Origin of the sequence: Erythrobacter sp. HKB08 (assembly GCF_004114695.1) — a bacterium.
Lineage (GTDB): Bacteria > Pseudomonadota > Alphaproteobacteria > Sphingomonadales > Sphingomonadaceae > Parerythrobacter_A.
In genome coordinates this window covers 752,002-777,549 of record NZ_CP035310.1, presented here as the reverse complement: position 1 = coordinate 777,549, position 25,548 = coordinate 752,002, and the positions used below count along the sequence as shown (strand labels likewise).

20 protein-coding genes are annotated in these 25,548 nt (G+C 65.2%); 13 read left to right on the top strand and 7 right to left on the bottom strand.

The window, feature by feature from the left end:
- The first annotated feature begins 30 nt into the window (after positions 1 to 30).
- The 3 genes from EO245_RS03750 to EO245_RS03740 are packed head-to-tail and all read left to right on the top strand — an operon-like array spanning position 31 to position 4,425.
- Entirely contained in the window at positions 31 to 2,163 is a 2,133-nt protein-coding gene (locus tag EO245_RS03750; protein ID WP_164931255.1) for a type I secretion system permease/ATPase, read from the top strand.
- Positions 2,160 to 3,170: a cell wall hydrolase gene (locus EO245_RS03745; RefSeq protein WP_128891672.1), complete on the top strand. Its 1,011-nt coding sequence runs from the start codon at positions 2,160 to 2,162 to the stop codon at positions 3,168 to 3,170. The genes EO245_RS03750 and EO245_RS03745 overlap by 4 nt, the downstream gene beginning before the upstream one ends.
- Positions 3,157 to 4,425 carry an HlyD family type I secretion periplasmic adaptor subunit gene (locus tag EO245_RS03740; protein WP_128891671.1) on the top strand — a complete coding sequence of 423 codons (1,269 nt, stop codon included), beginning with the start codon at positions 3,157 to 3,159 and terminating at the stop codon, positions 4,423 to 4,425. Before EO245_RS03745 ends, EO245_RS03740 begins: the two co-directional genes overlap by 14 nt.
- Here EO245_RS03740 and EO245_RS03735 read toward each other — a convergent pair.
- Positions 4,371 to 5,393, bottom strand: a complete 1,023-nt coding sequence (locus EO245_RS03735) for a transglutaminase-like cysteine peptidase (protein ID WP_128891670.1) — start codon at positions 5,391 to 5,393, stop codon at positions 4,371 to 4,373. The genes EO245_RS03740 and EO245_RS03735 overlap by 55 nt on opposite strands.
- Positions 5,394 to 5,474: 81 nt before the next feature.
- Entirely contained in the window at positions 5,475 to 6,350 is an 876-nt protein-coding gene (mtnP, locus tag EO245_RS03730; RefSeq protein ID WP_128891669.1) for an S-methyl-5'-thioadenosine phosphorylase, read from the bottom strand.
- 192 nt (positions 6,351 to 6,542) lie between these two features.
- Between mtnP and EO245_RS03725 the strand changes: the two genes are divergently transcribed.
- Positions 6,543 to 7,157 (top strand): biliverdin-producing heme oxygenase, encoded by a 615-nt coding sequence (locus EO245_RS03725; protein WP_128891668.1) that lies wholly within the window; start codon positions 6,543 to 6,545, stop codon positions 7,155 to 7,157.
- Positions 7,154 to 9,694, top strand: a complete 2,541-nt coding sequence (locus EO245_RS03720) for an HWE histidine kinase domain-containing protein (RefSeq protein WP_234026951.1) — start codon at positions 7,154 to 7,156, stop codon at positions 9,692 to 9,694. The genes EO245_RS03725 and EO245_RS03720 overlap by 4 nt, the downstream gene beginning before the upstream one ends.
- Before the next feature lie 3 nt (positions 9,695 to 9,697).
- On the opposite strand, the gene EO245_RS03715 is transcribed toward EO245_RS03720, so the two are convergent.
- Together EO245_RS03715 and EO245_RS03710 are read right to left on the bottom strand one after the other, a co-directional pair.
- Positions 9,698 to 10,975, bottom strand: a complete 1,278-nt coding sequence (locus EO245_RS03715) for an acyl-CoA dehydrogenase family protein (RefSeq protein WP_128891666.1) — start codon at positions 10,973 to 10,975, stop codon at positions 9,698 to 9,700.
- Between the two features lie 3 nt (positions 10,976 to 10,978).
- Positions 10,979 to 12,340 (bottom strand): phosphotransferase, encoded by a 1,362-nt coding sequence (locus EO245_RS03710; protein ID WP_128891665.1) that lies wholly within the window; start codon positions 12,338 to 12,340, stop codon positions 10,979 to 10,981.
- A gap of 91 nt (positions 12,341 to 12,431) precedes the next feature.
- Here EO245_RS03710 and EO245_RS03705 point away from each other — a divergent pair, with 91 nt between their 5' ends.
- Positions 12,432 to 12,839 carry a host attachment protein gene (locus EO245_RS03705; RefSeq protein WP_128891664.1) on the top strand — a complete coding sequence of 136 codons (408 nt, stop codon included), beginning with the start codon at positions 12,432 to 12,434 and terminating at the stop codon, positions 12,837 to 12,839.
- Between the two features lie 108 nt (positions 12,840 to 12,947).
- Complete coding sequence (locus EO245_RS03700) at positions 12,948 to 13,979, top strand: serine hydrolase (RefSeq protein ID WP_128891663.1); 1,032 nt, start codon at positions 12,948 to 12,950, stop codon at positions 13,977 to 13,979.
- Here the strand turns inward: EO245_RS03700 and EO245_RS03695 are convergent.
- Positions 13,946 to 14,308, bottom strand: a complete 363-nt coding sequence (locus tag EO245_RS03695) for a hypothetical protein (RefSeq protein ID WP_164931254.1) — start codon at positions 14,306 to 14,308, stop codon at positions 13,946 to 13,948. The genes EO245_RS03700 and EO245_RS03695 overlap by 34 nt on opposite strands.
- Positions 14,309 to 14,581: 273 nt before the next feature.
- Between EO245_RS03695 and polA the strand changes: the two genes are divergently transcribed.
- Together polA and EO245_RS03685 are read left to right on the top strand one after the other, a co-directional pair.
- Positions 14,582 to 17,416 carry a DNA polymerase I gene (gene polA, locus EO245_RS03690; RefSeq protein ID WP_128891661.1) on the top strand — a complete coding sequence of 945 codons (2,835 nt, stop codon included), beginning with the start codon at positions 14,582 to 14,584 and terminating at the stop codon, positions 17,414 to 17,416.
- 63 nt (positions 17,417 to 17,479) lie between these two features.
- The gene (locus tag EO245_RS03685; protein WP_128891660.1) at positions 17,480 to 18,559 is read left to right on the top strand and encodes a mechanosensitive ion channel family protein; all 1,080 of its coding nucleotides are present in this window, start codon (positions 17,480 to 17,482) and stop codon (positions 18,557 to 18,559) included.
- A gap of 3 nt (positions 18,560 to 18,562) precedes the next feature.
- On the opposite strand, the gene EO245_RS03680 is transcribed toward EO245_RS03685, so the two are convergent.
- Entirely contained in the window at positions 18,563 to 20,899 is a 2,337-nt protein-coding gene (locus EO245_RS03680; protein WP_128891659.1) for a CDC48 family AAA ATPase, read from the bottom strand.
- Positions 20,900 to 21,347: 448 nt separating this feature from the next.
- On the opposite strand from EO245_RS03680, the gene EO245_RS03675 reads away from it, so the two are divergent.
- From EO245_RS03675 to EO245_RS03660, 4 genes are all read left to right on the top strand, one after another.
- The gene (locus EO245_RS03675) at positions 21,348 to 22,055 is read left to right on the top strand and encodes a CoA transferase subunit A (RefSeq protein WP_128891658.1); all 708 of its coding nucleotides are present in this window, start codon (positions 21,348 to 21,350) and stop codon (positions 22,053 to 22,055) included.
- A gap of 7 nt (positions 22,056 to 22,062) precedes the next feature.
- Positions 22,063 to 23,004, top strand: coding sequence for a hypothetical protein (locus tag EO245_RS03670; protein WP_128891657.1), 942 nt, complete (start codon positions 22,063 to 22,065; stop codon positions 23,002 to 23,004).
- Between the two features lie 3 nt (positions 23,005 to 23,007).
- On the top strand, positions 23,008 to 23,643 hold the full coding sequence (locus tag EO245_RS03665; protein ID WP_128891656.1) for a CoA transferase subunit B: 636 nt from the start codon (positions 23,008 to 23,010) through the stop codon (positions 23,641 to 23,643).
- A gap of 126 nt (positions 23,644 to 23,769) precedes the next feature.
- Positions 23,770 to 24,333: a GbsR/MarR family transcriptional regulator gene (locus EO245_RS03660; RefSeq protein WP_234026950.1), complete on the top strand. Its 564-nt coding sequence runs from the start codon at positions 23,770 to 23,772 to the stop codon at positions 24,331 to 24,333.
- A gap of 3 nt (positions 24,334 to 24,336) precedes the next feature.
- On the opposite strand, the gene metK is transcribed toward EO245_RS03660, so the two are convergent.
- Entirely contained in the window at positions 24,337 to 25,548 is a 1,212-nt protein-coding gene (gene metK / locus EO245_RS03655; RefSeq protein ID WP_128891655.1) for a methionine adenosyltransferase, read from the bottom strand.

Below are 25,548 nucleotides of genomic sequence, written 5' to 3'. Positions count from 1 at the left end.
TAGAACGGGATCGGATCGGCCTTGATGCAAATGACGGACATTCCGCACGCCGCCACGGCCGATCCCCTTCTCGCCTGCGTCGAAGAACTGGCCCGACATTTCGGGCTGCCGTTCGACGCGGCGCAGGGTCATACTCTCGCCAAGGATGCCGAGGGGCGCACCCCGATGCACCAGGCCGGCGCGGCGCTCGAGCTTGCCGGGCTCAATTACGACCGGATCGAGCGCAAGCGCCTGCCGCTGGACGAGGACCTCTACCCGGCCCTCGTCGAACGCGGCGAGGCGGCACCCGCGATCATCCGCCAGGTCACGCGCGACCAGGTCCTGCTGTGGACGCCCGAAAGCGGCGAAGACGTGTGGGTCGATCGCAAGGCCTTCGCCGAGGAATTCGGCGGCGGGATGTATTCGGTCGTTGGCGATCCCGACCGGCTGCGCGAACAGGGCTCGCCCTGGTACAAGAAGGCGCGCCACCACTGGTTCTGGAGCGAGCTCAACAAGGAACGCCGCGCGTTCCGTTCGGTGCTGCTCGCCTCGCTGCTGATCAACCTGCTCGCGCTCGCGCTGCCGCTGTTCACGATGAACGTCTACGACCGCGTGATCCCGAACAAGGCGGTCTCGACCCTGTGGGTGCTCGGCGTCGGCGTACTGCTCGCCTTCGCGCTCGAATTCGCGCTGCGCACCGCGCGCACCAATGTCGTCGACCAGATCGGGCGGCGGCTCGACATGCGCCTGTCGCAAAAGATTTTCAGCCGCGTCATCGGCCTGCCCCTCGCCTCGCGCCAGGGCAGCACCGGCGCGCTCGCCGCGCGCGTCTCCGAATATGGCAACGTGCGCGAATTCTTCGCCTCGACCAGCGTCGTGCTGGTGGTCGACCTGCTTTTCCTGTTCGTCTTCGTCGGCGTGATCGCGATCATCGCGGGCTGGCTGGCGCTCGTCCCGATCACGGCAATGATCCTGATGGGGATCGCCGGCTTCATCCTGCAGCGCAAGGTCTCAGAAGCGGCGCGCGATGCACAGTCCGACCACGGCCTGCAGCAGACGCTGCTGGTCGAATCGGTCGCCGGTGCCGAAACGCTCAAGAGCCTTGCGGGCGAAGGTTCGATCATGGGCCGCTGGTACACGCTGTCCGACATCGGCAGCCGCTCGCACCAGCGCCTCAAGCGCATCAACTCGATCGCGGTCGGGCTCGCCAGCTCGTTCCAGCAGATCTCGACCATCTCGCTGATTATCGGCGGCTACTACCTGTTCGACAGCGGCGCGATCACCATGGGTGCGATCATCGCGATCGTCATGCTGTCATCGCGCTCGCTCGCACCGGCGGGCCAAATCGCCTTCCTGCTGACCCGCGCGCGCCAGGCCCGCGAGACGCTGACCAGCATCGAGAACCTGTTCGACGGCGAGGACGAGCGCACGCTCGGCCGTACTTCGCCGCCTGCCGTTCCGCGCCGCTGCTCGATCAAGCTCGATGCCTGCAGCTTCGCCTATCCCGATGCCGCGCGCGCCGCACTCGATCGGGTCGACCTGACGATCCAGCCGGGCGAGAAGATCGCGCTGATCGGCCGCGTCGCCTCGGGCAAGTCGACGCTCGGGCGCATCCTGTGCGGCCTCTACCCGCCAAGCGACGGTGCGATGCTGGTCGACGGGATCGACAGCCGCCAGTTCCGCCCCTCGGACCTGCGCCGCGCATTCCGCTTCGTCGGCCAGGACGCGCTGCTCTTCACCGGCTCGGTCAAGGACAACCTCCAGCTCGGCGGCCCGGATGCGGCCGAACCGCAGCTGCACGAGGCGCTCAAGGCCGTTGGCGCAGAGGAATTCATCGCCCGCGACGAGGTCGGTTTCGACCGCCAGGTGGGCGAGCAGGGTCGCCGCCTCTCGGGCGGACAGCGGGCCTTCATCGCGCTCGCCCGCGCCTTCGTCAGCCCGTCGGAACTGCTCGTGCTCGACGAGCCGACCGGCAACATGGATTCGCGCACCGAGGCGCTGTTCGTCGACCGGCTGCGTGAAAAGCTCCAGCCCGAACAGACGCTGGTCGTGGCGACGCATCGCCCGGCGCTGTTCAGCCTGTGCGACCGTATCATCGTGCTCGACCAGGGCCGCATCGTCGCCGACGGACCGAAGGAACAGATCCTCGCGCAGGCCCGCCAGAGCGGAGGCATCGAGGCATGAACTTCACCGCCATCCTGCTCGGCCTGAAAGGCAAGCTTGCGCCGATCGCCGCCCTGCCCTTCGCATTCCTGCTCGGCAGCGCGCATTCGACCAGCCTCGACGATCTCCAGCCGCAATTCGCGCCGGAAATCGTCCAGCTCAAGCTCGCCTCGGTTCCGAGCGGCGAGCCGCTGGTTGCCGAAGGCACCAGCGCGCAGGATCGCAACGCGATGATCCCGCTGTCGAAGCAACCGCTCGAAGGCATGGGCAAGTGGCGGCTCGGCGACCTGTCCGGGCCGACTTACGACAACGCGCTCAAATGCATGACGCAGGCGATCTATTACGAGGCCGCCAACGAGCCGGTCGCGGGCAAGCGCGCGGTCGCGCAGGTCGTGCTCAACCGGCTGCGCCACCCGCTCTATCCGAACTCGGTCTGCGGCGTGGTCTACGAAGGCTCGAACCAGCGCGTCTGCCAGTTCAGCTTCACCTGCGACGGATCGCTGCTGCGCCGCCCGATGGCCAGCAAGTGGCAGGCCTCGCGCGATGTCGCGATTGCGGCGCTTGGCGGCCATATCGAGAAATCGGTCGGCACCTCGACGCACTATCACGCCGATTACGTCCTGCCGCGCTGGGCCTTCCGCCTCGGCAAGGTGACCAAGATCGGCGCGCATATCTTCTACCGCTTCCCCGGCTCCGCGGGCCGCTCGCGCGCCTTCAGCGCCCGCTGGGCCGGCCGCGAGGCGATCCCCGCGCTCAACTGGGACCGTCTCAAGCGCCTCGAAGCCGATCGCCTCGACGGGCTGGAATCGCTCGAGCCGGAGCAGAACTTCGTCACCGGCCTGACCGTCGTGCCCGACATCAAGGACCGTCACGCGCCGAGCGATGTCGGCGGGCGGATCGACACGACCAAGGAATGGCGCCTGTCGATCCCCGATCCGGTCAATACCGGCGGGATCTACGAAGCATCGATTGCAAAACAGGGCGGCCAGGCGCCCGATAGCGAGAGCACCCTAGATGAGCGTGATTGACGGGTTTCGCGACCTCGATCCCAACCGCAAGCTGATCGCCGTATCGGCTGCCTGCATCCTGCTGCTCGCCATCTGGGCGGCCTTTGCCCAGACCGAGGAAGTGACGCGCGGCACCGGCAAGGTGATCCCGTCGAGCAAGACGCAGCTCGTCCAGCCGGCCGAGCCTTCGGTCGTCTCCGAAATCCTCGTGCGCAGCGGCCAGTCGGTGAAGCAGGGCCAGCTGCTGGTCCGGCTCGACGACGCGATGGCATCGTCCGAGCTTGGCCAGCTTCGCACCGAGAACGAACGCCTCGCTGCCCGCGCCCAGCGGCTCGAAGGCGAAGCAAACCGCTCGGGCGGCGCGAGCTGCGAGCCCGGGACTGTTTGCGCCGAAGAGCGCCGCCTCCAGCAGGCGCGCCTTGCCACCGCGCAAAGCCGTGAGCGCGCACTGGCTGCCGCGATCGAGCAGCGCCGCCGCGATCTTTCCGAGGCCCGTTCGACCGTCTCGACACTGGAAAACAGCGTCCGCCTCGCGCGCGAGCAAGTGAACATGCTCGAACCGCTCGCGCGGCAGGGGATCGTCCCGCAGACCGATTTGCTTACCGCCCAGCGCGACCTCGTCGATACGCAAGGTCGGCTGTCGGCCGCACGCCAGGCCGTCGCGCGCGCGAGTGCCTCGATCAGCCAGGCGCAGGCCGATCTCAGCTCCGCCCGTTCCGAGTTCCGCCAGCAGGCGCTCGCCGAGCGCAGCGAAGTCGCCACGCGCATCGCGGTGAACGAGGAAACCATCCGCGGGGCCGAGGCCCGGCGCGACCGCAACGAGCTACGCTCGCCAGTCGACGGGATCGTCAACGACTTGCAGGTGACCACCATCGGGGGCTTCGTCAATGCGGGTGAGAAGATCATGCAGGTCGTGCCGGTCGGCGAGAAGCTGCTGATCGAGGCGCGCGTCGCGCCCAAGGACATCGCCTTCATCAAGGTCGGCGACCGCGCGAATGTGAAGATCACCGCCTACGACTTCGCGACTTACGGCGGCCTGCCCGGCGAGGTCACGAATGTCTCGGCCGACAGCGTCTACGACGAGGCCGAGCGCGAGGCCTATTACACGGTGCTGATCGAAACCGACCGCGCCTTCGTGCGCAAGGGGAACCAGGAATTCCCGATCGTCCCCGGCATGATCTGCGATGTCGAGATCATCACCGGGCGCAAATCGGTCCTGTCTTACCTGTTCAAGCCGGTGCGGCGCGCGCTCGAAACGGCCATGACCGAGCGGTAATCGAGCCGCTTGGCCGGCATGGCGTAGCCGTGCAGCCAGGTCTTGCCTTCACCGAAGCTCATAACCGGGCGATAGTCGTAGGAGCGATGCGCCGGCAGCACGGTGTTGGTCGCGTTGTCGAGCATCCAGTACTGACCGCCCTCGCGCACGATGAGCACGGCATGGTCCGCGCCGCGCACCAGGTCGCGCGCAAGGGTCAGCGTCATGTCCTCGCGCGAGTAGCCGAGACTGGCGAGCATCTGCATCTTGAGGATCGCGAAATCCTCGCAGTCGCCGTTCTTGCTGCGCAGCGTCGAGCGGGCATCGGCCCAGCTGTCGGCCTTTCCGGTGGCCGCGCGGTCCGACTGGTGCGCGATGTTGGTGTTGACCCAGGCGTTGACGCGCTGGAGCCCTTCCATCCCGGCAAGCTCGGTCGTGCCGATCGAGCGGCGCATGTCGCGCGAGCTCAGCCCACGGCTCGAAACGCGTGCCCAGTCGGCATCGAACTTCGTGCGGCGGATCGGCAGCTTCATCGATCCGAGGATTTCACCATTGCGTGCGCCATAGTCGATCGCGGCGACCGGCTGCGGGACTGCGAAGCCCGGCACCGTCCCCTGCCCTGCACATGGTGCGGCGACGGCCGGAGTTGCCGCAACGACCGGCTCTTCGACCGGCATGGTCGAGATCTCGCCCGTCTGCTGCGCACGGATGCGATCGAGCGCGCTCATCTGTCCACCGAGGATGGCTGCCGACTTCGACATAGCTTGGTTTTGCGCCGGGACCTGCGCGTTCGCCGCGAGCGGAGCCACGCAGTCCTGCTGCGCGCTCATCGGCTGGATACCCTGCACCACGAAAGTGATGCTCGGTAGCGCGAGCGCCGGCACGGCGATGTTGCCGGAAAACGCACCGGCCTGGGCCGGCGTTGCGGTGGTCGCGGCGACGAGAACGCCCAGCGGCGCGAGTCGGCGGATGAGGGACAGCTTTGCCATAGTGCGGCTGAGCTATCCCGTGGCCCCCTGCAACGCGGTTGCGATTGAGGGTTAACGGCGAAGGAAGGATTTGGGCCGGGGCTAGAGTATCCGCCCGGCAACAGCGTCAAGGCGCGCGAGCATCTGCGGGTCGCGCGCATCGGGCGGGGTAATCACGGCATGGTCGAGCACCGTGTCGAGCGGCGATACCTTGCGGGTCTTGGGCAGCCCGGCGATGAAATGCTCGACCGCGGCGCGCGCGATGTCGCCGTTCGACTGCATCTGCGCGATCACTTCGCTCACTTCGACGAAGGCAGCATCCTCGCGCCAGCAGTCGTAATCGGTCACCATGCCGACGAGCGCGTATGGCATCTCCGCTTCGCGCGCGAGCTTGGCCTCGGGCATGGCGGTCATGCCGATCACGTCCGCGCCCCATTCGCGGTAGAGGTGGCTTTCGGCGCGGGTCGAGAACTGCGGGCCTTCCATCGCGAGATAGGTCCCGCCCTTCGCGACCTTGCCGCCTGCCTTCTCGACTGCACTCGCAGCGAAACCGGAAAGCCGCTCGCAGACCGGTTCGGCCATGCTGACATGGGCGACCATGCCGGTGCCGAAGAAGGTCGAGGGCCTGGCCCCCTGCCCCTTGGACGTGCGGTCGATGAACTGGTCGACAACGACGAAACTCCCGGGTTCGAGCTCCTCGCGCAGGCTCCCGACCGAGGAGATGGCGAGGATATCGGTGCAGCCGGCGCGCTTGAGCGCGTCGATGTTGGCCCGCGCATTCACTTCCGACGGAGGTATGCGATGTCCGCGGCCGTGGCGCGGCAGGAAGCGCAGCTTCACATTGCCGATCCGGCCGCACAGGATTTCGTCGGACGCCTCGCCGAAGGGCGAGTTCACGCGGATCCATTGTGCATCCTCGAGGGAATCGATCTGGTAGAGGCCGCTGCCCCCGATGATCCCGATCGTCCAGTCGCCCATCTCGTTTTCTCCTTGTCCCACGCCCACTAGCGGTTAGACGCACCCAGGTCACGCCACTCGCACGGGTTGCAGGAAATCGTCCTCCGACAGGTTTCGGGCAAAAATATTTCGGAATTGCAAAATATTGTCGGCACAAAATTGCTTTGTGTCCGTTGTGCCCAAACCGAAGTTATTCGAAGGGGGAAGACAAGGGTGCACCAGCACGCACCGGATCGGGCAGCACAATCGTGCCCGTACAGCCGTTCGGGCAGTCCCCGTTCGGTCGGTAAATCCTCTGCGCGCCAGGCCCTGAAGTCCCATACCGCCGACCTGCATGATGCGACCGAGCGTGCGTTCGAAGGCTTCGACCTTGCCTGTGCCGACGGTTACCGCGCTTTCATCAGCGCGCATGCAGCCGCGATCCTTCCGCTCGAGGAAGGCTTCACCGCCGAAGGCTGGGCGGGCTACCGTGCCCGCTCGGCAGACCTGCTGGAAGACTGCGAGGCCCTGCGCATTGCGCCGCTTCTGGAAACAAGCGGCGCTCCCCGCTCGCCCGGGGCAATCTGGGGGATGCAATATGTCATCGAAGGCTCGCGCCTCGGCGGCAAGCAGCTGGTGAAGCAAGTGCCCGAAGGGACGACGAGGGCCTATCTCTCCCCGCCGAGCGATCTCGGCACGCACTGGAACAATTTCTGCGACGCGCTCGACCAAGAGGCGGCGCGCGAAGGGCCGGAATGGCTCGAAGATGCGAAGGCGGGTGCGCGGCACCTTTTCCTTCGCTTTACCGAATGCGCAATGCGCCACACACCGACAGGGATCGCCGCGTGAACAAACCTCAAGCCGTAACGCTGACCAATTGCGATCGCGAGCCGATACATATTCCCGGCACGATCCAGCCGTTCGGCTTCCTTGTCGCCACCTCCGCCGACTGGATGATCCGCCACGCGGCCAAGACGCAGGATGCATTCGGCAAGCCAGCGGAAGAAATCCTCGGCGAACCGCTCACCGCCTATTTTACCGACACGGCGATCAAGCAGCTGCGCGGCAGGCTTGCGGCGCTCGGCCAGCCCGATTCCGTCGAGCGCATTTTCGGCCTCGACCTGTTCGGCAACGGCCAGTCGCACGATGTCGCGCTGCATTTCTCGGGCCCGTCGATCCTGATCGAGGCCGAACCGAGCAAGGGCGACCAGATCGAGGTCTCCTCGCTGATCCGGTCCTCCATCGGCCAACTGGGGCAGGCCACTTCGGTCGAGGCGCTGCTGCGCGAAGGCGTGCGCCAGATGCGCAAGATGACCGGCTTCGATCGCGTGATGGCCTATCGCTTCGGCCCGACCGGTGCAGGCGAAGTGGCGGCGGAGGCGCTTGCCAAGGACATCGACAGCTTCCTCGGCCTCAATTATCCGGCGAGCGATATCCCGCAGCAGGCCCGCGCGCTCTACCTGCGCAACCCCTTCCGCATCCTCGCCGACGCCAATGCGGAAGTCGCGGTGATCGAGCCATCAGACCGCGGCGAGCCGCTCGACCTGTCGATGTCGCTGTTTCGCGCCGTATCGCCGATCCACATCGAATATCTGCGCAACATGGGCGTCGTCGCCTCGCTGTCGGTTTCGATCACCGTCGACGGCAAGCTTTGGGGGCTGTTCGCCTGCCACCATTATTCCCCCCGCAACCTCAGCTTTGCCGAGCGCAGCGGGGTCGAGCTGTTCGGGCAGATCTTCTCGCTCCAGCTCGAACGCGTGCTGCGCAGCGAGGACGACCTGCTGACCGAGCGTGGCCGCGATATCGCGAGCCGCCTTTCAGCCGCAGCCGCCGACAACTCCAGCGACCTCGCCAATGCCGAGTGGCTGTCGGACACGATCGGCGGTGCGATCCCGGCAGACGGCGTCGGCGTATGGGTCGAGGGCGAATGTTCGCTGAGCGGCCTCACGCCCAACAAGGACCAGTTCGAGCGGCTGATCAACGCGCTCAACCGCGAAAACCCGGGCGAGGTCTATGCGACCAACCGGGCCTCCGACCTGCTGTCCGAAGCGGAGGAGTACTCTGCAAAAGTCGCCGGACTTCTCGCCATCCCGGTAACACGAACGCCGCGCGACTACGTGGTCCTGTTCCGCGCGGAAGAGCTGCGCTCGGTGCGCTGGGCGGGCGACCAGGAAAAGTCGATCGAACACGGCCCCAACGGCCCGCGCCTCACGCCGCGCAAGAGCTTCGAGGAATGGTCCGAGCTGGTGCGCGGATCATCCAAGCCGTTCACGCGCGCGGAACTGAAAGTCGCGGAAATCCTGCGCACGACCCTGCTCGAAGTGGTCCTGCGGATGACCGAAAAGGCTTCGGAGCAGCGCAAGAAGGCAGCCGAGCAGCAGGAACTGCTCATTGCCGAACTCAATCACCGCGTACGCAATATCCTCGCGCTGATCCGCGCATTGGTCGGCCAGTCGAAGGATCGCGAGACCGATATCGAAGCCTTCGTCGAGACGCTCGGCCACCGCATCCAGTCGCTCGCGAGCGCACACGACCAGCTGACCGCCGACCAGTGGAGCCCGGCCAGCCTCAAGGGCCTGATCGCGACCGAGGCCGAGGCCTATCTCGATGCGAAGAAGGACCGTTTGATCGTGTCGGGCGACGATGTGCTGGTAAAGCCCGACGGGTTCACGGTGCTCGCCCTCGTCGTGCACGAATTGACCACCAACGCGGCGAAATACGGTGCGCTGAGCGACAGCGGCAGGGTCGAGATCGGGCTTGAGCTGATGCCGGGCGGCGACCTTCGCATGTCATGGCGCGAGCGCGGCGGTCCGGCAGTGATGCCGCCCAAGCGCAAGGGCTTCGGCACGACGATCATCACGAGTTCGATCCCGCACGAGCTCGGCGGGACTGCCGAAGTGCACTACAAGACCGCCGGGATGGAAGGCGAATTCGTCGTCCCGGCGCGCTTCATCATGCCTTGCGAAAAGCAAAGCGAAGCGCCCGCGAAGTTCCGCAAGACCGCCGCCAAGCACATCTCGCTCGAAGGTCGCAGCGTCCTCATCCTCGAAGACAGCGCGCTGATTGCGCTCGATGCCGAAGGGCTCATGCAGGACATGGGCGCGAAGGAGGTCCATCTCGCCTCGCGCAACGACGCCGCCGCGTCGATCCTGGACAACAAGTCGATCGATTTCGCGATGCTCGACTTCAACCTCGGCAGCGAATCCGCCGAACCGACCGCGCAGCGCCTGATGGAAATGGGCGTGCCCTTCATCTTCGCTACCGGCTACGGCGGCGGAGACACGATCCCGGGCGATCTCGAAAGCGTGCCGGTCGCGGTCAAGCCCTACTCGCGCGAGCAGGTCGAGGCCGCGATCGGCGAGCTTCCCGGAATGGCGAAAGCGTAAGGCCTAGCGCCGGTTCGGGCCGAGATAGCCGAAGAGGTAGGCCGCGACCTTGCGCATCTGGATCTCTTCCGCGCCTTCGGTGATCCGGTAGCGGCGGTGGTGGCGATAGATGTGCTCGAACGGCTTGTGGCGTGAATAGCCGATGCCGCCATGCACCTGCATCGCGCGATCGGCCGCCTGACAGACCAGCCGGTTCGCCCAGTAATTGCACATGCTGACCTTGTCGGAGATCGTCTTCTCGATCTCCTCATGCGGCATGTTGTCCATCTCCCACGCGGTCTTGTAGATCAGCAGGCGCAGCATTTCGCACTGGGTCGCCAGCTCGACAAGCGGGAACTGGATCGCCTGGTTCTTCGCCAGCTCCTCGCCGAACGGCTTGCGCTCGCGCGCATAGTTCACGCTTTCGTCGACGCAGAACTGCGCCGCGCCGAGGCTCGATGCCGCCTGCCGGATGCGGTTCTGGTGGACGAAGCTCTGCGCCAGCGCGAGCCCGTAGCCCTCACGCCCGAGGATCGCGCTGTCCGGAACCCAGACGTTGTTGACGCTGAGGCGCGGGTGATCGGTCGGCATGTTGAAGGTCCACAGCCACTCCTCGATCTCCAATCCTTCGGTCGGGTTGGGAACGAGGAAGCAGGTGATCCCGCGCGCATCGCCATCCTCGCCGCTCGTGCGGGCGAACATGGCGCAGTGCGTCGCGACATGCATGCCGGTGATCCACATCTTCTCGCCGTCGATCCGCCAGCCCTCGACCCCGTCGCGGGTTTCGCGGACCGCTTTCGTTTCCATGTGGGTCGCGTCGGAGCCGTGGTCGGGCTCGGTCAGTCCGAAAGCGACGCGGCGCGTCCCCTCGAATCCGCCGAGGATGAATTCCTGCTTCTGCTCTTCCGTGCCGAAGGTTTCGAACATGGCGACGAAGGGGAAGTTGCCGACGATGCTGTGCTCGTTCTGCAAGTCATTGTGCAGCCCCAGCCCGCGCCGGGCGAAGCGGTCGCGGATCACCGCCATCCAGAGGTTGGAGCCATCCTTGCCGCCATATTTCTTCGGCGCGGAGAACCGCCAGTGTCCGGCGGCATCGGCCCGCTTGCGTGCTTCGCGCAGCAGCTCCTCCCAATCGTGGCGCGGCAGCCCGCCTTCCTCGAAATTGGTCCGCGCCCATTCGCGCCGGTGGTCGAAGAACCGGATGTTGTCGTCCTGCTGTTCGAGCGGTTCGATCTCGCTCTCGATGAAGCGAACCAGTTCGGCGTAGTAGTCTTCCAGTTCTTGCGGGATATTGAAGTCCATCGGTCAGTCCTCTGCCTTAATCTCTTCTTTGGCCCATTTCTTCCTCGCCACGGCGAGCGCGGGGTATTTCGGTACGTCGGCTTCCAGCTTGTCGAGCGCATCGCGGCGCAGGCGTGCAATCGCGGGATCGCTGCCCATCTGCCGCCGCCCCGACAGGAAATCGTCGGCGAGTTCGCGATCGGTGCTGCGCGGCAGGATGCGATGCTCGCGCGAAATCATGCCGAGCGCATTGCGGGCGACCGCCAGCTGGAAGCGGTCGTGCCCTTCCATCTTGTCCTTGATGGTGGCGAGCCACTCGGAAATCGCTTCGGCAATCTCGGCCGTGTTGGCCTCGCCGCGATCGATTTCGCCGGCCGGGATGCGTTCCTTGTCGACGATGCCCGGATGCAGATCGTCGTCGAGCAACAGGAGAAGGTCGAGTTCGTTCTCGCTCGTCCGGCGCGAAATGACCACGCGTTCGAGCATGCGATCCTCGCCGCGGCGCCAGAAATCGGCCATGCGGATGCAGCCGAGCGCCCACCAGACGGTGCGATAGACCAGCCAGAAACGGAACCGGTCGCGGTCCACCGCCACCCCGCTCTCCGCTTCGTAGGCTGAGAAGTAATCCTCCAGCGAGCCGAGGCCCAGCGCGGGCCGGTCGATGCGGGCGAAGCGCCACACGGTCATGCAGCCGAAAGCGATGTCCTCGTGCCGGTCGCCGAAATGCGCCAGTTCCCAGTCGAGCACGCCGGTCAGCCGCCCGTCTTCGGCAAGGATGTTGCCGAGGCGGTAGTCGCCGTGGTTGAGCACCGGCTCAACCCGTTCGGGCAGGTTGTCTTCCAGCCATTTCAGGCCGAGCGCGATGATCGGCCGGTCCGCGCCCGCTTCCTCGAACTGTTGGCGCAGGCCTGCAACGCCTTCCGCATAATCCATCTCCGGAACGTCGCCTGGCAGCTCTTCGCGCTTCAGCCCGTGAATACGCGCAAGATCGCGCGCGACATCCGCCAGCAGGAGATCGGGTGTATCCATCGCCAGGATGGCGCGCGGGTCGGGCGTGCCGGGCAGAGCGCGCATGATGAACCCGCTGCCGAGACCGTCTGCCGGTTCGAGGCTCGCGACGACCTCGGGCGCGGTCGCCCCTGCCTTGCGCGCTGCTTCGATGATCGCAGCCTCGCTATCGTGGCCGAACGGGCGGCCCTCCATGAACTCGAGGCTTGGCGCGCGGCGGAGGACGAAATCCTCACCGCCCGCCGAGAAACGCCAGCTTTCCATGGTCGCCCCGCCGGTCAGCCTGCGCGGCTCGCCCGGTGGCCCCAGTCCGGCCCGCTTCGTTACTCCGGCGAGCCCGTCGCGCAGGCGATCGGGCGTCATTGTCGTTCCTCCCATGGGCGCGAGCATTGCATCACGCGAAGTTGCGCACAAGCGGCAACGAATGTCATATTCGTTCGTTGGTAAGGCAGACAAAGGAGGAAACCCCATGAAACTGCCGCACAAGGCCCATGTCGCCCTTATCGATGGAGAAAACTTCACCCTCTATCGCAACGACGGCCAGATCTTCGAACCGAAGCTGACCGAACTGGAAAAGCCGGACCTCACGGCCACGAATTTCAGTGCCGGCGTAAGGCACCAGGACGAGATCGGACAGAAGTACGGCTCGACGCAGCTCGACGAACTAGCGCACGGCGCTGCTGCAGCGGAATGCCTCAACAGCAAGTGCATCAGTGGCGAGATCGATGACCTACTGATCATTGCCGACCCCAAGACGCTGGGCGAAATGCGGCATCATTACCATTCCGAACTCGAGAAGCGCCTTGCGGGCGAAATCGACAAGACGCTGACCGGCGAACCGATTCAGCGCGTCGAAAAGGCCATCAGCGAAGCCTGAAGAACGATTTGGTCGCCAACGCGACACTTTTCGTCGCGAAATTGCTTGCTGGAGGGAAAGCGCGCCCGTTAAGCTTTCGCCAACCACAAAACTGATATGGGTTGTCGAATGAAAAAGGGACTGAACTGGCTCTCCAGCCTGGGCGCGGCCGCCGCGCTTGGCGCAGCGGCGCTCCTGCCGACGCAGGCAGCAGCGCAGGACCAGGCCCAGCTCAACGCAGCCTTCGACCGGATCCTCGGAACCGAGGCGCGCACTCCGCAAAGCTACGAAGCGGTCTACGAAACCGGCTTCGAAAAGCGCATCGCGATGCTGGCCGATGGCGACAAGGGCCGGATCGGCGTCGCCGCGGTCGATCTCGCGACGGGCGAGGAAATTTCGATCCTCGGCGACCAGCGTTTCCCGATGGCAAGCACGAGCAAGATCGCGATCGCCGCGACCTTCATGGAAGGGGTCGAGCAGGGCCGTTGGAGCCTGTCGAGCGAATTCCCGCTGCTGATCCCGGTCCGCTCGGCGAAATATTCATCCGACCGCGCCCCGGTGCGCCGCGGCAAGTACCTTCCGGCCGAAGAACTGATCGAGCTGATGATCACCCGCTCGAGCAACCCGGCGACCGACGCATTGCTCGATGTCGTGGGCGGCCCGTCGGCCGTGAACGACTGGATGCGCCGCAATGGCATCGGCGAGTTCCAGCTCACCCGCGACATCGCCACGCTGGTGCGCGACGACGGCGAATACGATCCGGCGACGTTCATCGACAAGCGCGACAGCGCGACGCCCAAGGCGATGGTCGAGCTGCTTACCGGCCTCTACCAGGGCAAGTTCCTCTCGGCTTCGAGCCGCCGCGTCATCCTCGGCGCGATGGAGCGCTGCGTGACCGGCAAGCGCCGTATCCCGGCCCTGCTGCCGGCAAGCGCGAACGTCGCGCACAAGACCGGCTCGCTCAACAACACTTCGAGCGACATCGGCATTATCCAGTCGCCCGATGGCCGCGCGATCGCCGTTGCGATCTACGTCACCGGCCAGGGGACGCGTCTGAACCGGGAAGCGCGCATCGCGGAAATCGCCAGCGCGCTGTATGACGGCTACGTCAACAAGCCGAGCCGCAATTACGCCAACGCCCCGTTCGGCAACGGCGGCTGAGAAACGGGCGCTTCGCCCCCCACATCTACGTTGGACAAAGAAAAAGGGCGGCGCCTTGCGGCACCGCCCTCTTCTACGAAGTAAAGCGCGCTATTAGTCAGCAGCAGCTTCAGCTTCGGTTTCGCCTTCGACAGCAGCTTCAGCTTCGGTAGCAGCTTCGTCAGCAGCGTCAGCAACAGCTTCAGCGCCTTCTTCAGCGGTAGCAGCAGCTTCGTCAGCAACCGACTCAGCGTCAGCCATAGCCGACTCAGCGGTAGCTTCAGCAGCGTCTTCGGTGCCTTCCGAGCAAGCAGCGAGCGAGAGAGCAGCAGCGCCAGCAGCGGCAGCAAGAACGATCTTACGCATAGGTTCAATTCCCTTAAACAGCGAGTGATTGAAGCAAGCCCCGTGCTGGGTACCTGCCGAAACCCCCCATTAGTGGATGGCTTCTGGAGCGAATCAATAATGGCGAGATTGTGACGATGCAAGCACTTTCGCCACAATTTGCCTTTTTCTCGCCTTATTTTCGACGAAATCGCGGAATTCTGCGGGCTCCAGCCTCGTCAACAACTTCCAGACGATAGCGAATGACCGGCGCTGGCGAGCATGCTACCGCCGCGATCATGGCTGACAAGAACCATCTCTACCTGGTCGACGGATCGTCCTATATTTTCCGGGCCTATCACCGCCTGCCCCCGCTCACCGACCCCGAGGGCACGCCGGTCGGCGCGGTCTATGGCTACACCACCATGCTGTGGAAGTTGGCGGACGATCTCGACAAGGCGGAGGGGCCGACCCACCTCGCGGTCATCCTCGACAAGGATTCGACCAGCTTCCGCAACGAGATCTATCCCGAGTACAAGGCCAACCGGCCCGAACCGCCCGAAGACCTGCGCCCGCAATTCCCGCTGATCCGCGATGCGACGCGCGCCTTCAGCCTGCCCTGCATCGAGGAACAGGGGCTGGAAGCCGACGACCTCATCGCATCCTACGCCCGCGCAGCGCAGCGCGAAGGCTGGGACGTGACCATCGTCTCGTCCGACAAGGACCTGATGCAGCTGGTCGGGGAGGAGAACGGCGCGCGGATCGACATGCTCGACACGATGAAGAGCCAGCGCATCTATATCGAAGAAGTGCAGGAGAAGTTCGGCGTGCCGCCCGAACTGGTCGGCGACGTCCTCGCGCTGATGGGAGATTCGGTCGACAACATCCCCGGTATCTTCGGCATCGGCCCCAAGACCGCTTCCAAGCTCATTGCCGAGCATGGCAACCTGACCGCCGCGCTCGATGCTGCCGAGGGCATGAAGAAGTCCAAGCTGAAAGAGCGCCTGCTCGAGCACCGCGGCGATGCGGAACTCAGCCGCGTGCTGGTGACGCTGAAGGAGGACTGCGAGCTCCCCGAGCCGCTCGACGACTTCAAGCTCGACGGCGTGCCGCCCGAGCCGCTGGCAGCCTTCCTCGAAAAGCACGGCTTCACCAGCCTGCTGCGCCGGCTCGATGCCGGGACCGGCAGCCCCGACCGGCCGAACAACCTCAATCCCGAAAAGGCCCAGACCAAGGCGGCCGAGGGGACGAGCCAGGGCAACCGCCAGCCGCTGCCCGAATTTCCTCCGGTCGACCGCACCGGGTACGACTGCGTACAGACCCGCGAGGCGCTCGACGCATGGATCGAGAAGGCCTTCGCCGCCCGGCTCGTCGCGGTCGACACGGAAACCAGCGCGCTCGATGCAATGCAGGCCGACCTTGTCGGCATCTCGCTTGCTACCGGCGCGGGCGAGGCCTGCTACATCCCGCTCGCCCATGGCGGGACCGACATGTTCGACGAAAAGCCCGAACAGATCGACCGCGACGAAGCGCTCGAGGCGCTGAAGCCGCTGCTCGCGAGCGATGCCGTGCTGAAAGTCTTCCAGAACGGGAAGTACGACCTCAACGTGCTTGCGCGCTACGGGGTCGAAGTGTCGCCGATCGACGACACGATGATCATCAGCTTCGCGCTCGATGCGGGCCGCGGACAGGACGGTATCGGCGGCGGACACGGGATGGACGAGCTGTCGCAGCGCCACCTGGGACACACGCCGCTCGCCTTCAAGGACGTGTGCGGCACGGGCAAGAAGCAGATCCCCTTCGGCGAAGTGCCGCTCGGCAAGGCGACCGAATATGCTGCCGAGGATGCGGACGTCACCTGGCGCCTCCACGCGCATTTGAAGCCGCGCCTCGCGATCGAGGGCGGCACGAAGGTCTACGAGCGGGTCGACCGCCCGCTCATTCCCGTTGTCGCCCAGATGGAGCGCCACGGCATCAAGGTCGACCGCGCGCGCCTCGCCAAGCTGTCGGAAGAATTCGCGACCGAGACCGGCAGGCTCGAAAAGCAGATCCACGAGATCGCGGGCGAGGAATTCACCATCGGCAGTCCCAAGCAGCTGGGCGATATCCTGTTCGACAAGCTCGGCTACAAGGGCGGGCGCAAGGGCAAGAGCGGCCAGTATTCGACCGACCAGGCAGTGCTCGAGCGCCTGTCGGGCGAAGGTGCGGAGATTGCCGACAAGGTGCTCGAATGGCGCCAGCTCTCGAAGCTGAAGTCGACCTACACCGATGCATTGCAAGCCGCGATCAATCCCGCGACGGGCCGCGTCCACACGAGCTATTCGCTGGTCGGCGCGCAGACCGGGCGCCTGTCCTCGACCGACCCCAACCTGCAGAACATCCCGATCCGCACCCCGATCGGCCGCCAGATCCGCGAAGCATTCGTGCCGGAGGACGGCAATGTCCTGCTCGCGGCCGACTATTCGCAGATCGAGCTTCGGCTGGCCGCGCACATGGCCGATGTCGACACGCTGAAGGATGCCTTCGCGAACGGCGAGGACATCCACGCCCGCACGGCGAAAGAAATGTATGGCGAGGTCACGCGCGACACGCGTGCGCAGGCCAAGACCATCAACTTCGCGATACTCTACGGCATCAGCCGCTGGGGCCTCGCCGGTCGCCTCGGCGTCGAGCCCGACGAGGCGCAGGCGATGATCGACCGCTATTTCGAACGTTTCCCCGGCATCCAGCGCTACATCGCCGAAACGCTCGAGACCGTGCGCGAGCGCGGCTATTCGGAAACGCTGTTCGGCCGCAAGACGTGGTTCCCGCGGATCAACTCGAAGAACCAGGCCGAACGGCAGGGTAGCGAGCGCGCGGCGATCAATGCACCGATCCAGGGTACCAGCGCCGATATCATCAAGCGCGCCATGGCCCGCATGATGCCCGCGCTGGAGGAAGCCGGCCTCGGCCATGTGCGCATGCTGCTGCAGGTGCACGACGAACTCGTGTTCGAACTGCCCGAAGGCGATGTCGAAGCTGCCTCGCCGATCATCGAGAAGGTGATGGCCGAAGCCGCGCAGCCCGCGGTGAAGCTCGATGTCCCGCTCGGGATCGAAATCGGCACCGGCAAGAGCTGGGATGCAGCGCATTGACCGGCGCTGCCCAGGAACCGCAACGGGTTGAATTGACGGGCAAGGCCCCATAGGTCCGCCGCAATGCTTGATAGATTACGCCTCAGCGGCTGGACGCTCGATACCGAACACCTGATCGTGACCGCGATCGGCCTTGCGGTTCCGATCACGATCGCGCTGGCGATCCACTGGGTGCTGTTCACGGTTCTTCGCAAGGTCGCCGCACGCACGAGCTACAAGCTCGACGATGCGATCATCCGCACCATGCGCAAGCCCATGCGCTGGGCGATGATCGGTTTCGCGCTTTCGATCGCGGCCCATGCCGATGCGCTGGTCGGTGCCGGCTGGGACCTTGCGGCCAAATGGCTGACGCCGGTGCTGCTCGGCTGGGTGGTCTATTCCTTCATCAGCGCGCTCGGCATCGGGCTGCGCGAGGATGCGGAGAGCCGCTACGACCCGGTCGCAGTGCGATCGCACAGCACGCGCATCGCGATCCTGACCCGCACGGCGAAGGTCGCGGTGATCATCATCACCATCGCGCTCGTCATGCTCAATATCCCCGGCGTTCGCGATATCGGCGTGACGCTGATGGCATCGGCCGGTCTCGCCGCCCTCGCCGTCGGTGCCGCGGCGCAGCCTGCGCTCAAGAGCCTGATTGCCGGCCTCCAGATGGCGCTGACCCAGCCATTGCGTCTCGGCGATCTCGTCAAGGTCGACGGGGAAGCGGGACGCGTGGAGGAAATCCGCATGAGCTTCGTCACCGTGCGCACCTGGGACGAGCGCGTGCTGGTCGTGCCGACAAGCCGTTTCCTCGACAACAGCTTCGAGAACTGGTCGCGCGTCAGCGAGAAGCTGACCGGCCCGGTCTTCCTCCACCTCGACCCGATTGCCGATATCGACCCGATCCGCGCCGAGTTCGAGCGGTTCGTCAAAGGCCACGAGCTTTTCGACGGCCGCAATATCGCGCTGCTGATGACGGAAGCCTATCCCGAAAGCGTCGAGCTGCGCCTGTCGATGAGCTCGGGCACGATCGGCGACCTGTGGCAGCTGCGCTGCGACACGCGCGAACACATGCTCAAGTGGCTGCGCGAAAACCAGCCGGATGCGCTGATCCGCCACCGGCTCGAAGTGCCGCGCGGCCACGAGAAGGCCGGCGAACCCTAGGACTTACTCGATCGGGGTCGCCTGATCGCCGTCGCTGCCGTGTTTGCGGTCGCGGACGGGTTCGACCATGCCTTCGTGGATGAAGCCGATCGGCTGGACCTGCGCCGCACGCTTCTTCAGCTCGCCGCGCATCTTGCGATACTCGCTTTCCATCTGGCTCGTCACGGTCGGACGGCTGTCGTCGAGCGCTTCCTTGAAGTCCGCCGCATTGACGTTCTGCACGTCCCCGCCCGCGCGGTGCAGTGCGTTGAGGCCGGCACGGCGCACGACGTCTTCGAGGTCCGCGCCGGTATAGCGCTCGGTCTTGGCCGCGAGGTCCGCCAGCGAGACATCGTCCGCCAGCGGCATCTTCGCGGTATGGATGCCGAGGATCTGTTCGCGGCCCGCCTTGTCGGGCGTGCCGACATAGACCAGCTCGTCGAAGCGGCCCGGGCGCAGCAGTGCCGGGTCGACCAGCGTCGGGCGATTGGTCGCGCCGATGACGACGACCGACTGGAGGTCTTCCAGCCCGTCCATCTCGGCAAGGATCGTGTTGACCACGCGGCCCGTCACCTGCGGCTCGCCCTGCCCCGACCCGCGTGCGGGAACGAGGCTGTCGATTTCGTCGATGAAGACGACGCAAGGCGCGACCGAGCGAGCGCGGCGGAACATGCGGGCGATCTGCTGTTCGCTCTCGCCGTACCACTTGGATAGCAGGTCCGAGCTCTTCATCGAGATGAAGTTCGCTTCCGCTTCCTTGGCGACTGCCTTGGCGAGCAGCGTCTTGCCGGTGCCGGGCGGGCCGTAGAGCAGGAAGCCCTGCGCCGGGCGGATACCCAGGCGCTGGAAGGCCTCGGCATTCTTGAATGGAAGCTCGATGCCCTCCTTGAGCTTCTCGATCGCGTCCTCGACGCCGCCGATGTCGCTCCAGGAAACATTGGGCACCTGCACCATGACTTCGCGCATGGCGGAGGGCTGGACGCGCTTGAGGGCGGAGAGGAAATCCTCCCGCGTCACGCAAAGCTCGTCGAGCACTTCCTGCGGAACCTCGCGCTCGTCGAGGTCGATCTTGGGCATGATCCGGCGCACCGCATCGATCGCCGCCTCGCGCGCGAGCGCGGCGATGTCCGCGCCGACGAAGCCATGCGTCGTCTTGGCGAGCTCCTGCAAATCGACCTTGTCGCCCAGCGGCATGCCGCGCGTATGGATCGCGAGGATTTCGCGGCGGCCGCTCTCGTCGGGAACGCCGATCACGATCTCGCGATCGAAACGACCCGGACGGCGCAGTGCCTCATCGATCGAATCCGGCCGGTTGGTCGCCGCAATGACCACGAGGTTCGCGCGTGCTTCCAGCCCGTCCATCAGGGTCAGGAGCTGGGCGACGAGGCGCTTCTCCGCCTCGCCTGAAACGCGGTCGCGCTTGGGCGCGATGGAATCGATCTCGTCGATGAATATGATCGCGGGCGCGGACTTGGTGGCCTGTTCGAACACCTCGCGCAGCCGCTTCTCGCTCTCGCCATAGCCCGAGCCCATGATTTCCGGGCCATTGATGGTGAAGAACTCGGCATCGCTCTCGTTCGCGACGGCCTGGGCGAGGCGGGTCTTGCCGGTCCCGGGCGGGCCGTGCAGCAGCACGCCCTTGGGCGGGTCGACGCCGAGGCGGGTGAACAATTCGGGATAACGCAGCGGCAGCTCGACCATCTCGCGAAGCTGCTGGATGGTCTCGTCGATCCCGCCGACGTCGTCGTAGTTGACACCCGCGCGCGGATCGCGCGGTTCCTCGTATTCGGCGCGCAGCTCGACCTCGGTATCCTCGTCGATATGGACGATGCCCTTGGGCGTGGTCGAGGCGACCGAGAGACGGATCTGCGTAAGCGCATAGGCCGGCGCGTTGAACATGCGCTGCACTTCGGGCGGCATGTTCTGGACCGGCTGCTGGCCAGTCGTCGCAACGAGGTCGCCGGTCAGCAGCGGCTTGCGGAAGAAGTTACGCTTCAGCGCCTGCGTCGGTCCCTGCAGGCGCATTTCGCGGCGGGCCGGAGCGAAGACGACGCGCTTGGCGGGGCGGCTCTCGGCGCGGCGTACATGGACATGCTCGCCCGAGCCGACTTCGGCATTGCCGCGCTGCAACCCGTCGAGCCGGATGACGTCGAGCGCCTGGTCCTCGTCGTAAGCCGCCATGGCAATCGCCGCGGTAACGCGCTTGCCTTCGATCTCGACCGTATCGCCTTCGGTAATGCCGAGCGCCTGGAATGCTGTGCGCGGGATGCGCACGATCCCCTGCCCGCTTTCTTCCTGCCGTGCGGCAGCGACTTGCAAGCGAACGGAATTCTCTTCGACGGCGGCTTCGGCTTCGGCCATGTGGCAGGGGCTCCCTCATCCAGCGCGGATTGGCTCGTACCTAGCTAGGGACGGGCCTTGCCTCTTGCAAATGAGTGACGACGCGGATGGTGCCGGAAGCGCCTTGGAATTTCGCCTTAGGCAAGAAAAAAGCCCCGGCGGAAGAACCACCGGGGCTATAAAGTCTTGGGAGAGGATGCCTGAAAGGCAGAAGTGAATATGCTGCCGGCCTGTCTTTTGTGCAAGTGCGAAAAGATAGAGCGGTGTTGCATGTTTTGCAACAAACTGCCTTCGAGTGTAAAATCGAGTTTATAACGGTATTACAATGACTTAAAGTGGCCCACATTTTCCGCTCGCCACATGCCGCATTGCAGCATAGACTCCGAAAAACGCTACGGAATGGCTGCCGTAAGAGGGTGACAGCTTCGCCCCGGCGGCCTAAAGACCGGCGCGAACACAGGGAGCCGATATGAACAAGCTTTACCCCGATGCCGCCAGCGCCCTCGAAGGCGTGCTGCGCGACGACATGCTGATCGCCTCGGGCGGTTTCGGCCTGTGCGGCATCCCGGAGCGCCTGCTCGACGCGATTCGCGACAGCGGCGTGCAGAACCTCACTTTCGCCAGCAACAATGCCGGGATCGACAACGAGGGTATCGGCAAGCTTCTGCGGACCAAGCAGGTGAAGAAGATGATCTCGTCCTACGTCGGCGAGAACAAGGAATTCGAACGCCAGTTCCTCTCCGGCGAACTGGAGGTGGAATTCTGCCCCCAGGGCACGCTGGCCGAACGCATGCGCGCCGGCGGCGCAGGCATTCCCGGTTTCTACACCAAGACCGGCGTCGGCACGAAGGTTGCCGAGGGCAAGGAAGTGAAGAGCTTCGATGGAGAGGACTACATCCTCGAACGCGGCATCTTCGCCGACCTGTCGATCGTCAAGGCGTGGAAGGCGGACGAGACGGGCAACCTCGTGTTCCGCAAGACCGCGCGCAACTTCAACCTGCCCGCCGCCACCTGCGGCAAGGTCTGCGTCGTCGAGGTTGAGGAAATCGTGCCCGTCGGCTCGCTCGATCCCGATTGCATCCACTTGCCGGGCGTCTACGTCCAGCGGATGATCGTGGGCGCGCCCTACGACAAGAAGATCGAATTCCGCACCACCCGCGAGCGCGAGGCTGCATAGCCCGGCCATGCGTTCGCGCGGCATCATCACCGGCCTGTGCCTTGCGGCGAGCACGCTCGCGCTCGGCGGCTGTGTCGCGGCGGCGATCCCCGTCGTTGCCGGCGGTGCCCTCTTCACGCGCGGCGACAAGGAAGAGAGGCCCGAGGCGGAGGCTGCCCCCGAAGCAGCGGCGCAGGTGCAGAACCCAGTCGCTGCTGTTGAGGAAGGCGAGGCGGAACTCGTGCCTGCGGCCGAAACGGTCGAACTGGCTGCCGCGCCCGGTCTCGCACAGCCTCTCGAAGCGGCGAGCGGGGACATCGAAGAGCTGGCTGCGGAAGCTGGCCCCGCTCCAGCCCTCGCAGCACCGTCGCCCTCGGCGCGCCCCGCAGGCCAGGCCGAACCGCTATCCCTGCGCGCCTACGACGCCTTCTATTCCTATGTCGACAGCCAGGCCCGCCGCGACCCGGTCGAGCAGGAGCGCGATTCTGCACTGCTGAGCGCGCCCGGACTGCTGCGCCCCGACCGCACGGATTGTTCGATCCGTCCGCCCGCGGTTGCGATCGACCTCGATCCCGGCGAGCAGACCTTCGACCCGGCCAGTTCGCCGCCGCCCAACCGCATGCTCGGCCAGATGCTCAATGCCCTGCGCCTCCAGCAGGTCGACATCTTCTGGGTTTCGACCCTTCCCGCCGTGCGCGCCGGCGAGGTGCGCCGCGCGCTTGCCGCAGGCGGGCTCGACCCGGACGGCGACGACAGCCTGCTGCTGATGCGCAATGCCGAGGATCGCAAGCAGTTGCGCCGCAAGGAAATCGGCGAGACCCATTGCCTCGTCGCCATCGCCGGCGACACGCGCGGCGATTTCGACGAGCTCTTTTTCTATCTCAAGGACCGCAGCACCGCCCAGCCGCTCGAAGAGCTGGTCGGCGCGGGCTGGTTCCTCACCCCTCTGCCCCTGCAGGAAGGATTGTAAGACATGCCCTGGACCCGTGACGAAATGGCTGCCCGCGCCGCGAAAGAGCTGGAGGACGGCTACTACGTCAATCTCGGCATCGGCATCCCGACGCTGGTCGCGAACCACATTCCCGAAGGCATGCACGTCACGCTGCAGAGCGAGAACGGCATGCTCGGCATCGGCCCCTTTCCCTATGACGACGAGGTCGACGCCGACCTGATCAATGCGGGCAAGCAGACCATCAGCGAACTGCCGCACAGCGCCTATTTCGATAGCGCGGCGAGCTTCGCGATGATCCGCGGCGGGCACATCGACCTTACCGTGCTCGGCGCGATGGAAGTGGCCGAGAACGGCGACATCGCCAACTGGATGATCCCGGGCAAGATGATCAAAGGCATGGGCGGTGCGATGGACCTCGTCGCGGGCGTCAAGAAGATCATCGTAGTGATGGAACACACCGCGAAGGACGGCAGCCCCAAGTTCATTCCCGAATGCACCCTGCCGCTGACCGGCAAGAACGTGGTCGACATGATCGTGACCGACCTCGCCGTGTTCCATCGCCCGGACCACGACAGCCCGTTCAAGCTGATCGAACTCGCACCTGGCGTAAGCGCAGAGGAAGTCGCCGAAAAGACGACCGCCCACTACGTCAGCTGAAGCTGCGCGCAGCTAGCGCGACTGGCCGGTATACAGATGGGTTTGCTCGCTCCTAGCTGAAGCGTGGCCGCACAGCTGCAGTCATGCCGATTGGTTGACACCCCGCACCGATAGACTATTTCTCTTTTGACAGAAATCGGTGACACGATGAACCCGTTCGACATTCCCGAAGCGCGCGCATTCATCCTCCATTGGGGGGAGATGGGGACGCAGTGGGGTGTCAATCGCTCGGTCGCGCAAATCCATGCGCTGCTGTACCTCTCCGACCGCCCGCTCAATGCCGAGGAAATCTGCGAGACGCTCGGTCTCGCCCGTTCCAACGTGTCCAACGGGGTGAAAGAGCTGCAGGGCTACGGGATCGTGCGGCGCACGCATATCGAAGGCGACCGGCGCGACCATTTCACTGCCGAGACCGATCTGTGGGAGATGCTCACCCGCATCGTTTCGGAGCGAAAGCGGCGCGAGATCGACCCGACGATCGAGACATTGCGCCGCCTGACCCAAGAGCTGGAAGCGAAGCAGGACGTGCCGGTCCATATCCGCGAGCGGATTGGCCGGATGCACGAATTCATCGGCACGCTATCGCATTGGTACGAGGACGTACGCGGCCTGCCGAAATCGACACTGGTCACGCTGATGAAGCTCGGCGCGAAGGTCGCGCGCTTCATTCCCGGCAAGTCGAAGGACTGATCCTCAGCCGAGTGCGGCCCTCAGGTCGTCGACAAGGTCGGTGCGCTCCCACGGGAAGGCATCGCCTTCCGGCGTGCGGCCGAAGTGGCCATAGGCGGCGCTCTGGCGGTAGATCGGCTTGTTGAGCCCCAGGTGCGTGCGGATCGCGCGCGGGGTCAGGCCGCCGAGCTTCTCGATCGACGAGATCGCCTCTTCGAGCTTCGCATCGTCGACCGTGCCGGTACCGTGCGTGTCGACATAGAGCGACAGCGGCTGCGACACGCCGATGGCATAGCTCAGCTGGATCGTGCAGCGCTTGGCGAGGCCGGCAGCGACGATGTTCTTGGCGAGATAGCGCGTGATGTAGGCAGCCGAGCGATCGACCTTGGTCGGGTCCTTGCCGCTGAATGCACCGCCGCCATGCGGCGCAGCGCCGCCATAGGTGTCGACGATGATCTTGCGCCCCGTGAGGCCCGCATCGCCATCGGGGCCGCCGATTTCGAAGCTGCCGGTCGGGTTGATGTGCCACTTGGTCGCATCGGAAATGAAACCGTCGGGCAGGATATTGCCGACGACGCCCTTCACATAGGCGTGGAGCTCGGCTTCCTTCTCGCCCTCGTCATAGCCCGGCGCATGCTGGGTCGAGACGACGACGGCCGTGCAGGCGACCGGCTTGCCATCCTTGTAACGCAGCGTGACCTGGCTCTTGCTGTCCGGCTCGAGGAAGGGCGCGGTGCCGTTCTTGCGGTCCTGCGCCAACTGGGCGAGGATCTTGTGGCTGTAGTCGATCGGCGCCGGCATCAGGTCAGGCGTTTCATCGCAGGCGAAGCCGAACATGATGCCCTGGTCGCCCGCGCCTTCGTCCTTGTTGCCGCTCGCATCGACGCCCTTGGCGATATGCGCGCTCTGGCCGTGGAGGTGGTTTTCGAAGACCAGCGTCTTCCAGTGGAAACCGCCCTGTTCGTAACCGATCTCGCGCACGATATTGCGCACGGTATCCTCGATTTCCTGCTCGACGCCCGGAGCCCAGTTACCGTCGGTATCCATGATGCCCTGCCCGCGAATTTCACCGGCGAGCACCACGCGCTGGGTCGTCGTCAGCGTTTCACAGGCAACGCGCGCCTCGGGGTCTTTCGCCAGGAACAGGTCGACGATGGCGTCGGAAATCTGGTCCGAAACCTTGTCCGGATGGCCTTCGGAAACACTCTCGGAAGTGAACAGGAATTCGCTGCGCAT

Coding starts and splice junctions, on each gene's coding strand:
- metK (WP_128891655.1), bottom strand. CDS start 25,548: ATGCGCAGCGAATTCCTGTTCACTTCCGAGAGTGTTTCCGAAGGCCAT.
- EO245_RS03710 (WP_128891665.1), bottom strand. CDS start 12,340: ATGGGAGGAACGACAATGACGCCCGATCGCCTGCGCGACGGGCTCGCC.
- EO245_RS03745 (WP_128891672.1), top strand. CDS start 2,160: ATGAACTTCACCGCCATCCTGCTCGGCCTGAAAGGCAAGCTTGCGCCG.
- EO245_RS03705 (WP_128891664.1), top strand. CDS start 12,432: ATGAAACTGCCGCACAAGGCCCATGTCGCCCTTATCGATGGAGAAAAC.
- EO245_RS03750 (WP_164931255.1), top strand. CDS start 31: ATGACGGACATTCCGCACGCCGCCACGGCCGATCCCCTTCTCGCCTGC.
- EO245_RS03685 (WP_128891660.1), top strand. CDS start 17,480: ATGCTTGATAGATTACGCCTCAGCGGCTGGACGCTCGATACCGAACAC.
- polA (WP_128891661.1), top strand. CDS start 14,582: ATGGCTGACAAGAACCATCTCTACCTGGTCGACGGATCGTCCTATATT.
- mtnP (WP_128891669.1), bottom strand. CDS start 6,350: ATGGGCGACTGGACGATCGGGATCATCGGGGGCAGCGGCCTCTACCAG.
- EO245_RS03715 (WP_128891666.1), bottom strand. CDS start 10,975: ATGGACTTCAATATCCCGCAAGAACTGGAAGACTACTACGCCGAACTG.
- EO245_RS03670 (WP_128891657.1), top strand. CDS start 22,063: ATGCGTTCGCGCGGCATCATCACCGGCCTGTGCCTTGCGGCGAGCACG.
- EO245_RS03735 (WP_128891670.1), bottom strand. CDS start 5,393: ATGGCAAAGCTGTCCCTCATCCGCCGACTCGCGCCGCTGGGCGTTCTC.
- EO245_RS03680 (WP_128891659.1), bottom strand. CDS start 20,899: ATGGCCGAAGCCGAAGCCGCCGTCGAAGAGAATTCCGTTCGCTTGCAA.
- EO245_RS03675 (WP_128891658.1), top strand. CDS start 21,348: ATGAACAAGCTTTACCCCGATGCCGCCAGCGCCCTCGAAGGCGTGCTG.
- EO245_RS03665 (WP_128891656.1), top strand. CDS start 23,008: ATGCCCTGGACCCGTGACGAAATGGCTGCCCGCGCCGCGAAAGAGCTG.
- EO245_RS03740 (WP_128891671.1), top strand. CDS start 3,157: ATGAGCGTGATTGACGGGTTTCGCGACCTCGATCCCAACCGCAAGCTG.
- EO245_RS03700 (WP_128891663.1), top strand. CDS start 12,948: ATGAAAAAGGGACTGAACTGGCTCTCCAGCCTGGGCGCGGCCGCCGCG.